We start from the raw sequence: 12,140 nt of genomic DNA on the forward strand, positions 1-12,140 counted from the left end.
CGTGCCCGTGGCCGATGCCGATCTGGACGTGAGCACCGCGACCGTCCCGAGTCCGGACTCGCGGCCGAGCTGGTCGCGTTCTTCTCCAAGGGCTTCGACGTGACGACCGGGATCCCGCTGCGGGTCGAGATCGTCCAGGTCGCCGATACGGATGTCGCCGAGCATGTGCTGGCGATGTCGATCCATCACATCTCGTCCGACGGCGCCTCGACAGCGCCGCTGGCCAGGGACCTCGTCACCGCCTACCTCGCGCGCACCGCGGGCGAGGCGCCGCGGTGGACCCCGCTCGAGGTCCAGTACGCGGACTTCAGCATCTGGCAGCGCGAGGTCCTCGGCACCCCCGACGATCCGAAGTCGTTGGCGGCGCAGCAGATCGAGTACTGGACAACGGCACTCGCCGGGATCCCCGAGGTCCTCGAACTCCCGGGGGACCGCCCGCGGCCCTCGCAGCAGTCCTTCCGGGCCGGCAGCGTTTCCTTCGCCGTCGATCCCGAGCTGCGTGGACGCCTGGATGCGCTCGCCCGCGAGCACGGGGCCACCTTGTTCATGGCCGTGCACGCGGCGCTCGTGGTGTTCCTGTCTCGGCTCGGCAACACCGATGACGTCGCCATCGCGACGCCCGTCGCGGGTCGCGGCGAACGTCAGCTCGACGATCTCGTCGGCATGTTCGTCAACACGCTGGTGCTGCGTACGGCCATCGATGCGGATGCTTCCTTCGCCGAGCTCCTCGCACAGGTTCGGGAGACCGACCTCGGTGCATTCGGCAACGCCGACGTGCCGTTCGAGCAGTTGGTCGAGGCGCTCAACCCCACCCGTTCGCGGGCGCATTCGCCGTTCGCCCAGGTGATCCTCGGGTTCCAGAACCTCGAGCAGGCCGCGCTGGAACTGCCGGGGCTCACGGTGAGCGCGCTGGAGAGCGGCCTGCAGGTCGCGAAGTTCGACCTGCAGCTCATGATGATGGAGAGCGACCCCGCGGGCGGCGGCGGGCTGACCGCCGAGTTCACCTACGCCTCCGATCTGTTCGACGAGTCGACGGTCCGGGACTTCGCCACTCGCTTCCTTCGGGTCCTGGAGGCCGTCGTCGCGGCTCCTGCGCAGGCGGTCGGCGACCTGAGCCTGCTCGATTCGCACGAGCGGGCACGGCTCGCGCCGGTGTCCGGGACCCCGAGCATCGCCCCGGCCACCCTGCCGGAATTGCTGGCCGCGGCTGTCGCGCTGAACCCCGATGCGCACGCGGTGGAGTTCGGTGACCTCGCGATGACGTACAGCGAGCTCGACGAACTCTCGAACAGGCTGGCGCGCAGGCTCATCGGAGCAGGCGTCGGCGCCGAGGACTTCGTCGCGGTGGCGCTGTCCCGGTCCGCCGGATCGGTGCTCGCGGTCTGGGCGATCGCCAAGACCGGCGCCGCATTCGTCCCGCTCGACCTGTCGTACCCGCAGGAGCGGATCGACTACCTGGCCGCGGATTCCGGCGTCCGGGTCGGGCTCACCGACCTGGCGAGCATCGACTCCGTGCCCGGCTCGGTGACCTGGTTGGCGCTCGATGACGTCGAGTTCTCCGCCTCGGTCGACGAACAGTCGTCCGAGCCGATCACCGACACCGATCGGGTCCGGCCGCTGACGGTCGAGTCCGGGGCCTACATGGTCTACACCTCGGGCTCCACCGGGAAGCCCAAGGGCGTGCTCGTCACGCACACCGGCCTCGCGAACTTCGCTGCGGCGCAGCGTGAGCACTACTCGGTGACCCGCGACTCACGAACCCTGCATTTCGCGTCGCCGAGCTTCGACGGTGCGGTGCTGGAATTGCTGCTCGCGATCGGCGCGGGCGCCACGATGGTGATCGCACCGCCGAGCATCTACGGCGGCCAGGAACTGGGTGACTTCCTGCGTGAGGAGCGGGTGACCCACGCATTCGTCACGACGGCCGCCCTCGCGACCGTCGACCCGGTCGGGCTCGACGAGCTCACCGACGTCGCGGTCGGCGGCGAGGCCGTGCAGGCCGAGCTGGTCGCCAGGTGGGCGCCCGGCAGGCGCCTGTTCGACGTCTACGGTCCCACCGAGACGTCGATGGTGATCACCATGAGCCGGCCGATGGTGCCGGGCGGATCGATCAACATCGGCGGTCCCGTCCGCGGCGCCGACGCGATGGTGCTCGACGGCCGCCTGCACCCGGTCCCGGTCGGGGTGCCTGGCGAGCTGTACTTCGCGGGCCCCGCGCTCGGCCGCGGCTATCACCAGCGGTTCGCGCTTACGGCGGACCGCTTCGTCGCCAACCCGTTCGCGCAGGACGGATCCCGGATGTACCGGACCGGCGACGTGGTGCGCTGGATCGAGAATGACGGCGTGCTGGCCATTGAATACGTGGGCCGCAGTGACTTCCAGCTCAAGGTGCGCGGCTTCCGCATCGAGCTCGGTGAGATCGACGCGGTTCTCACCCGGCACGAGAGCGTCGAGTTCGCGGCGACGATCGGTCACAAGACCGCCTCGGGCAACACGGTGCTCGTGGCGTACGTGCTCGCAGGCACCGGTCGGAGCATCGACAGGTCGGTCCTCGCCGAGTATGCGGGCGTCGAGATGCCCGCGCACATGGTGCCCTCGGCCTTCGTCGAGCTCGATTCGATCCCGCTGACGCCCAACGGAAAGCTGGATCGCAGGGCACTGCCCGAGCCGGTCTTCGAGTCGGCCGCCGAGTACCGCGCCCCGCGTAACCCGGTGGAAGAGGTGATCGCGGGAGTCTTCGCCGACGTCCTCGGCGTGGACCGGGTCTCGGCGGACCAGGACTTCTTCGACATCGGCGGCAACTCACTGGTGGCCACCCGGGTGGTGGCACGGGTGAACGCCGCGCTCGGTATCTCGATGGGCGTGCGGGAACTGTTCGACGCCCCAACGGTGGAGTCGCTCGCGGTGGCCGCGGCATCGATGTCCGGCAGGGACGCCAACCGCCCCGCGCTGGTCGCGCGTCCGCGGACCGGCCGGATCCCGCTGTCGATGGCGCAGAAGCGGATCTGGTTCCTCAACCAGTTCGACACCGCCTCGGCCGCGTACAACATCCCGCTCGGTGTCAGGTTGTCCGGTGCGCTGAACGTGGAGGCCTTGCAGCAGGCCATGTTCGACGTGCTGGCCAGGCACGAGTCGCTGCGGACGATCTACCCCTCCGGACCGGACGGACCGGAGCAGCGCGTGATCGAGGTGGGCGCGGCGTCGATCGAGCTCGCCCGGATCGCCGTCACGGAGCCCGAGCTGATGGCAAGGGCGGCGGAGTTCGCAGGCCGGGGCTTCGACGTCACGGATTCGATGCCGGTGCGCGCGGCCCTGTTCGAACTGTCAGCCGACCAGCACGTGCTGTTGGTCGTTGTGCACCACATCAGCGCGGACGGCTCCTCGATGGCGCCGCTCGCCCGGGACGTGATGAGTGCCTACGTGGCGCGGTCGCAGGGCGAGGCGCCGCACTGGGAACCGCTGCCGGTGCAGTACGCCGACTACGCGCTCTGGCAGCGCGAGGTCCTCGGCGCGGAATCGGACCCGGAGTCGGTGATCGCGAAGCAGGTCGACCACTGGCGTGATGCCCTGTCCGGCCTGCCGGACCTGCTGGAGCTGCCGACCGACCGCCCCCGGCCTGCCATGCAGTCGATGCTGGGCGAGCGGGTGGACTTCGAGGTCCCGTCGCAGCTGTCGACCCAGATCGATGCGCTCGCGCGGACGACGGGCACCACCTCGTTCATGGTGATGCAGGCCGCCTACGCCGTGCTGTTGATGCACCTGAGCGGCACCGGCGACATCGCGGTCGGCACCGCCGTCGCCGGACGTGGCGAGGAGGCACTCGACCCGATCGTCGGCATGTTCGTCAACACTCTCGTGTTGCGTACGCAGATGGAGTCGGCCGACACCTTCCTGTCGGTTCTCGAGACGGTGCGCGAGGGCGACCTGCAGGCCTTCTCGCATGCCGATCTGCCGTTCGAGCGGCTGGTCGAGATCCTCGACCCGGAACGGTCGACCGCGCACGCCCCGCTGGTGCAGGTCTCGTTCGGCTTCGAGAACGTCGACACCCCGGTCTTCGAGCTGCCCGGACTGACGGTCAGCGGCCTGTCCACCGACCTGGGCCAGGCGAAGTACGACCTGGAGCTCTCCTTCTCCGAGCAGTCCGACGAGTCCGGGAACACCGGTTTCGCGGGCGTGTTCGGATTCGCGACCTCGCTGTTCGACCGCGAGAGCGTGGAGCGGATGGCGCAGCGGTTCGTCCGGATCCTGACCACGGCCGTCGCCGACCCCGAGGTCGTCGTCGGGGACATCGACCTGCTCGAGCCGGACGAGCGCGAGCGCGTGCTGACCGAGTTCAACCAGACCGCGGTTCCTGTGGAGCCGACCACCCTGGTGGAGCTGATCGACCGGTCGGTCGCGCGGACGCCCGATGCGCCCGCGATGACCTTCGAGGACACCACCCTCAGCTTCGCCGAGTTCGACGCCCGCGTGAATCGTCTGGCCCGGTATCTGATCTCCGAGGGTGTCGGACCCGAGACGCTGGTCGTCCTCGCGGCCCGCCGGTCCCTCGAGATGATGGTCGGGATGTACGCCGTGATGAAGGCGGGCGGCGCCTACGTGCCGGTCGACCCCGATCAGCCGGCCGAACGACTGGAGCTGGTGCTCTCGATCGCGCAGCCCGTCGCCGTCCTCACCACGTCGTGGGACGAGGTCGAGCTGCCAGCGGGTGTTCCGGTCGTGGAGATCGACACGGCTCCGACCGGCCACCTCGAGGCCGCCCCGATCACCGACGCCCAGCGGTTGCGTCCGCTCCGCCGCGGCAATCCCGCGTACGTGATCTTCACCTCCGGCTCCACCGGTGTGCCCAAGGGCGTGGCCGTCAGTCATGCCGCGATCGTCAACCAGCTCAGCTGGTTCATCGGCGAGTACGAGATGACGGCCTCGGATGTGGTGCTGCAGAAGACGCCGATCGTGTTCGACCCGTCGGTGTGGGAGCTGTTCGTGCCCTTCATCTCCGGCGGTCACCTGGTGATCGCGAAGCCGGACGGGCACCGCGACGCCGAATACCTCATCGATGTGTCCCGTCGGTGGAACGTCACCACTCTCGGCTTCGTGCCGTCGATGCTGGCGGCCTTCCTGTCCAGCCCCGAGCTGGCGTTCCCACCGTCGGTGCGGTCGCTCCAGTTGGCGGGCGAGGCGCTGAGTCCCGAGCTCGCGGCCCGCACGCTTGCGAGCGCGTCGCTCGGGATCAACAACGCCTACGGGCCGACCGAGACCACGCTGACCTCGGTGCACTACTGGGCCGACGGCACCGAGTCCGGCTCGATGCCGATCGGCATCCCGGTCTGGAACAGCCAGGCCTACGTGCTCGACTCGCGCCTGAACCCTGTGGTCCCTGGCGCAAGGGGAGAGCTCTATCTCGCGGGCGGTCAGGTTGCCCGCGGCTACCACGCCCGTTCGGGGCTGACCGCGGAGCGGTTCGTGCCGAATCCCTTCGGTGCACCCGGCTCCGTCATGTACCGGACCGGTGACCTCGGGCGCTGGGGTCGCGGCGGGCAGCTGGAGTACCTGGGACGCACCGACTTCCAGGTCAAGATCAGGGGTCAGCGGATCGAACTCGGCGAGATCGAGTCGGCCCTGCTCGACCACCCGTCGGTGGACCAGGCGGTCGTGATCGCGGCGGACACCGAACGGGGTCAGCGACTGGTCGCCTACCTGGTGGCCGCGACGGGCGTCACCGTCGACACCGGCGAGGTGCGGGCCGAGGTGGCAAGGGCGTTGCCCGGCTACATGGTGCCGGACGCCCTGATCGTGCTCGAGGCGATGCCCGTGACCAGCAACGGCAAGCTGGACCGGCGGGCGCTGCCCGCACCGGAGTTCGCCTCCGTCGCCGACACCTACGTCGCGCCCCGCACCCCCGCGGAGCAGACGATCGCCGCGGTGTTCGCGGAGGTGCTCGGTGTGGAGCGGGTCAGCGTCGAGGAGTCGTTCTTCGCCCTCGGCGGTGACAGCATCATGTCGATCCAGCTGGTCACGAGGGCGAAGGCCGCAGGCCTGGCCTTCACAGCCCGCCAGGTCTTCGAGCACCGCACGGTCGCCGCTCTCGCCGCGGTCGCGGGCGAGGCCGCCGCGGCCGCCATCACCCTGGCGGAGCTGCCTGGCGGCGGGGTCGGCGAGATGCCGCTCACGCCGATCATGCGGGCTACGGCCGAGCGCGGCGGCCTGCTGCGCCGCTTCTCGCAGTCGAGCTTCGTGACATTGCCGCACGGAATCGACCGTGCCACGGTGGAATCGACGATCCAGTCCGTCCTCGATCGGCACGACGCGCTGCGTCTGCGCTGGAACGAAGACGGCTCCGGGCTCACCGTCACCGAAGCGGGGTCGGTCCCGTCGGCGCGGCTGGTCCACCGAGTCGAGTTCGCGTCGCGGCCGGGAACCGAGGAGTTCGCCGCGCTGGTCCGTTGCGAGTTCGAGGCGGCCGCAGATCGGCTCGATCCCACGGCGGGGATCGTGGCCCAGTTCGTCTGGTTCGACCCGTCGGTCGGGGCCGGTGACACCAACGGCCGCCTGCTGATGGTGATCCACCACCTGGCCGTCGACGGTGTGTCCTGGCGGATCCTGTTGCCGGACTTTGCTTCCGCGTGGGGTCAGGTGCAGTCGGGTGCGGAGCCCGAGCTGCCCGAGGTCGGTACCTCGCTGCGGCGGTGGGCCCACGGACTCGCCGAGGCCGCGATGTCCGAGCGGCGCACCGAAGAGCTCGGATACTGGCGGAGCGTGCTCGAGGGGACCGACCCGACGCTCGGGTCGCGTCCGGTCGATCCCGCTCTCGACGTGGTGTCGGCGACCGTGGGGGTCCGGGTCGAGGCGTCCGCCGAGACCACCGAGGGGCTGCTGACCGCGGTTCCGCGGGCCTTCGGCGGCGGTGTCAACGACGGACTGCTCGCCGCCCTCGCCCTCGCGGTGGCGCGCTGGCGTGAGCGACGCGGGGTCACGGCGTCGGCGACGCTGCTGGGCCTGGAGGGACACGGCCGCGAGGAAGAGGCCGTCGAGGGTGCGGACCTGTCCCGCACCGTCGGCTGGTTCACCTCGCTGTTCCCGGTGCGGATCGACGTGTCGGGGGTGGACCTCGACGACGCCTTCGCGGGCGGCCCGGCCGCGGGCCAGGCGATCAAGTCGGTCAAGGAACAGCTCCTCGCCGTCCCGGACCGGGGCATCGGATACGGACTGTTGCGGTACATGAACGCGGACACGGCCCCGCAGCTGAGCGGTTTCGCCGCTCCGCAGATCGGGTTCAACTACCTCGGCAGGACCGGCGCGTTCGAGGTCACCGACGAGATGCGCGACATGGGCTGGGTGCCCGTCGGTGACGGCGGCGTACTCGGGTCGGCACTCGACCCGGACATGCCGGTCGCCGCGCTCGACATCAACGCTGTCGTGTCGAACTCCGAAGGCGTCGAGACACTCTCGACGGTGTTCGACTTCGCGACCGGCGTGCTGTCGGCCGCGGACGTCGACGAGTTGGCGGAGCTGTGGACCGGCGCGCTCGACGCGATCGCGCGTCATGCGAGCGGCCCGGGCGCGGGCGGGTTCACCCCCTCCGACCTTCCGTTGGTCTCGCTGACGCAGTCGCAGATCGAACGCTACGAGGCGCGCTTCCCGACGATGTCGGACATCTGGTCCCTCTCGCCGCTGCAGTACGGCATGTACTTCCATGCGGCGCTGGCAGAGTCCGCCGTCGACGTCTACACGGCACAGCTGTGTCTGCGGCTCGGTGGCGTCGTCGACGCCGAGCGGATGCGCCGCGCCGCTCAGGCCCTGATCGACCGGCACCCCAGCTTCCGGACCGCCTTCGTCACCGATGACACGGGCATCGCGGCGCAGGTGGTGCTCGAGGACACCGAGATCCCGTTCGTCACCGTCGACCTGTCCGGCCTGGACCAGGCCGACCGGGGTGCCGAGCGGGCCCGGATCGTCGAGCAGGACCGACTGGCCAAGTTCGACCTCGGCTCGCCGCCGCTGATGCGGTTGACGCTGATCACCCTCGGCGAGGGCGAGTACGAGCTGGTGGTGATGAACCACCACATCGCGATCGACGGTTGGTCCACGCCGTTGGTGCTCAAGGAACTGCTGGTGCTGTACGCGGCGGACGGCGACGCCTCGGTGCTGCCGCAGGCACGCTCGTACCGCGACTTCCTGGCGTGGCTGGCCGAGCGCGACCATGTGTGCTCGCTGCAGGCGTGGGAGGACTCGCTCAGTGGTGTGGAGGGGCCGACGCTGCTCATCTCCGGCGACCGGGGTCGTCAGCAGGGCAGCACCTCCGGCCAGTACCTCACGCAGTTGGGTGCCGCGGAGACCGCGGAACTCGTCGCCCGCGCCCGCGAACTCGGCGTCACGCCGAACACCTTCGTGCAGGTGTCCTGGGCGATCCTGCTCGGGTCGCTGACCGGCCGCGAGGACACCGTCTTCGGTGCCACCGTCTCGGGCCGGCCGCCGGAGATCCCCGGCGTGGAGTCGATGATCGGTCTGTTCATCAACACCGTGCCGCTGCGCGTGCACCTGGACCCGTCGGAGTCGGTGGCGCAGCTGCTCGCCCGGGTGCAGGCCGAGCAGGCCGACCTGCTCGACCATCACTACGTCGGCCTGGCCGAGATCCAGCGTGCCGCAGGCGAAGCCGCGATGTTCGACACCCTCGCGGTGTTCGAGTCGTTCCCCGTGGACATGGCGGGTGCGACCTCGCAGACCGACATCGCCGGGATGCGGGTGCTCGGGATGGACGGCATCGATGCCGCGCACTACCCGGTCGCGATGACGGCCAGCCTGGACAGCGCGCTGCACCTGAAGTTCATCCACGCCACCGAACTGGTGGACGAGGACTCGGTCCGGACCCTGTCCGAGCGCTTCCTCCGTGTGCTCGGCACCGTCGTCTCGGCGCCGTCGACCCCGGTCGGCGACGTCGAGGTCACCGATCCGGACGAGCGCGCTGCGCTGTCGCCGGTCTCCGGCCCGGCCGCGGAGCCCGCCACCCGCATGCTGCCCGAGTTGCTGGCCGCCGCCGCGACCGACCGGGATGCCCCGGCGTTGGTGTCGGGCGACAGGACCGTGTCGTACGGCGAACTCGACGATCGCTCGAATGCGCTGGCGCGGGTACTGATCGACCGTGGCGTCGGCCCCGAGTCGTTCGTGGCGCTGGCGCTGCCGCGGTCCGTCGAATCGCAGGTCGCGTTGTGGGCGATCGCGAAGTCCGGCGGTGCGTTCGTGCCGATGGACCCGGCGTACCCGTCGGACCGGATCGAGCACATGACCACCGATTCGTCCGCCCTCGTCGGCATCACCGATGCCGAGCACCTGGCGGACCTGCCGACCACCGTCTCGTGGCTCGTCCTGGACGACCCCGAGTTCGCGGCGGCCGTGGATCAGGGGTCGACCGAACCGGTCACCGACGCGGATCGCCGTGCGCCCGTGCGAGAACAGCACGCGGCCTACGTGATCTACACCTCCGGATCCACTGGACTGCCCAAGGGCGTCGTGGTCAGCCACCAGGGCCTGGCGAACTTTGCCGCAGAGCAGCGCGAGCGCTATTCCGTCACCGCCCGGTCGCGCGCCCTGCACTTCTCGTCGCCGAGCTTCGACGCATCGATGCTCGAGCTGTTGCTCGCCGTCGGCGCGGGCGCGGCCATGGTGATCGTGCCTCCTGGCGTGTACGGCGGCACCGAGCTCGCGGACATCATCTCCGCGGCAGGCGTCACCCACGCGTTCATCACCCCTGGCGCGCTCGCGTCCGTCTCACCGGAGGGCCTGGACTGCCTGCAGCACCTGGTCGCCGGTGGCGAGGCGGTGCCGGACAACCTGGTGGACATCTGGGCGCCCGGCCGCAACTTCTACAACGGCTACGGTCCGACCGAGACGATCATCATGGCGACGATCAGCGGGGCACTGACCCCGGGCGAGATCCTCACCATCGGTGGGCCGATCCGCGGCATGTCCGCGACGGTGCTCGACCGCCGGATGCGTCCGGTGCCGGTCGGGGTCGCGGGTGAGCTCTACCTCGCGGGCGCGCAGATGGCGCGCGGCTACCACGACCGCCGCGCGCTGACCGCGGACCGCTTCGTGGCGAACCCGTTCGGCGAGGCCGGATCCCGGATGTACCGCACCGGCGACATGGTGCGCTGGGTTGATCGGTCCGAGGCGGGCGACCGGTCGCGGCTCGAGATCGAGTACGTCGGACGCAGCGACTTCCAGGTCAAGGTCCGCGGCTTCCGCATCGAGCTCGGCGAGATCGACGCGGCGCTGTCCGCACACGAGTCGGTGGACTTCGCGGTCACCGTCGGCAGGCAGGGACCGTCGGGCGCCACGGTGTTGGTGGCGTACGTCGTCCCGGTCGCGTCCGCAACGGTCGACGTGGCCGCCCTGACGGAGTTCGTCGGTCGCTCGCTGCTCGCGCACATGGTGCCGTCGGCGATCGTGGTCCTCGATGCGATCCCGCTGACCGTCAACGGAAAGGTGGACCGCAAGGCCCTGCCCGAGCCCGACTTCGGTTCCTCGCTCGAATCGTTCGTGGCTCCCACGAACCCGGTGGAGGAGATCCTGGCCGGCCTGTTCGCCGAGGTGCTCGGCGTCGAGCGGGTCAGCGTCACGGACTCCTTCTTCGCGCTCGGCGGCGACAGCATCGTGTCGATCCAGCTGGTGACCAGGGCCAAGGCCGCAGGTGTCGTGCTCAAGGCGCGGGATGTGTTCGAGCGCAAGACCGTTGCCGGACTGGCTCAGGTCGCCACGCTGACGTCCGAGTCCGGCGGCGCGACAGTGCTCGCCGAACTCGACGGTGGGGGAGTCGGCGAGATGCCGCTCACCCCGATCATGCGGTGGATGACCGAGCGCCCCGGCGGCCACAACCGGATGCTCATGCCCGCCTTCCTGGCGCTGCCCGAGGGCATCGACCGGGCCGGGCTGGTGGCGACCCTGCGTGCGGTCTTCGACCGGCACGACATGCTCAGGTCGTCGATCCCGCAGACCGGCGCGGAGCCGATCCTGTCGATCGGCGACGCGGGCTCGGTCGACGTGGACGCGATGGTCGCCCGGGTCGAGTTCGGCGCAGCGGCCCTGCCCGGCAGCGCCGAGTTCGACGCGCTCGCGGCCCCCGCCTTCGAGGACGCGGCCGCGGAGCTCGACCTCGCCACCGGTTCGGTGGTCCGGTTCGTCTGGTTCGATCCCGAGCCCGGTGCCGACGGGTCGGGACGACTGCTCATCGTCGCCCACCACCTCGTCGTCGACGGTGTGTCCTGGCGCATCCTGGTCGCCGACCTGGTTGCCGCCTGGCAGTCGGTCGCCACGGGCGCCACGCCGGAGCTCCCGCCCGTCGGGACGTCCATGCGCCGCTGGGCACACGGACTGGCCGAAGAGGCGAACAGCCCGGCCAGGGAAGCCGAGATGGCGTACTGGCGAACGGTGCAGGGCGGGGTGGACCCGCTGCTGGCGTCGCGCCCGCTCGACCCCGCGGTCGACCTGTTCGCCTCTATCGCCGAGGTCAAGGTCGTGCTGTCCGAGCAGGCCACCGACGCCCTGCTGACCGCTGTGCCCGCGGCCGTCCGGGGCGGCGTCAACGACGGTCTGCTCGCCGCGCTGGCGCTCGCGGTCTCGGCGTGGCGGCGTGATCGCGGTGTCGACGAGTCCTCGACGTTGATCAAGCTCGAGGGCCACGGTCGCGAGGAAGACACCGTTCCCGGTGCCGACCTGACCAGGACCGTCGGCTGGTTCACCAGCATGTTCCCGCTCCGACTCGACCTGCCCGAGATCGACCTCGACGAGGCACTTGCCGGCGGACCCGCCGTCGCGTCGGCCGTCAAGGCGGTCAAGGAGCAGCTGCTGGCCGTGCCGAACAAGGGCATCGGGTACGGGTTGCTGCGGTACCTGAACGAGCGGACCGCGGCCGAGTTGGCCGCTCAGCCGCTGCCGCAGATCGGTTTCAACTACCTCGGCCAGCTCGGCGGCGAGGAGCCCACGGACTCCGTGCCGATCGGGTGGTTGCCCGCGCCGAAGGGCGAGCTCTCGGTGTCGGCGGCTCCGGACGCGGACCTGCCCGCGGCCGCGGTCGTCGACATCAACGCCTCGGTGACGGGTTCCCGGCTGAGCGCCACCTTCGCGTTCCCCCTGGACTGATCGACGAG

The 12,140-nt window shown here is 70.3% G+C and carries 1 protein-coding gene; it reads left to right on the forward strand.

Going from position 1 to position 12,140, the window contains the following annotated elements; genetic code table 11:
* Positions 1–99: 99 nt before the first annotated feature.
* The gene (locus BTZ20_RS06745) at positions 100–12,132 is read left to right on the forward strand and encodes a non-ribosomal peptide synthetase (protein ID WP_077040831.1); all 12,033 of its coding nucleotides are present in this window, start codon (positions 100–102) and stop codon (positions 12,130–12,132) included.
* Positions 12,133–12,140 lie beyond the last annotated feature (8 nt).

Source organism: Rhodococcus sp. MTM3W5.2 (assembly GCF_001984015.1).
In the GTDB taxonomy this organism is placed as follows: Bacteria; Actinomycetota; Actinomycetes; order Mycobacteriales; family Mycobacteriaceae; genus Rhodococcus_G; species Rhodococcus_G oryzae.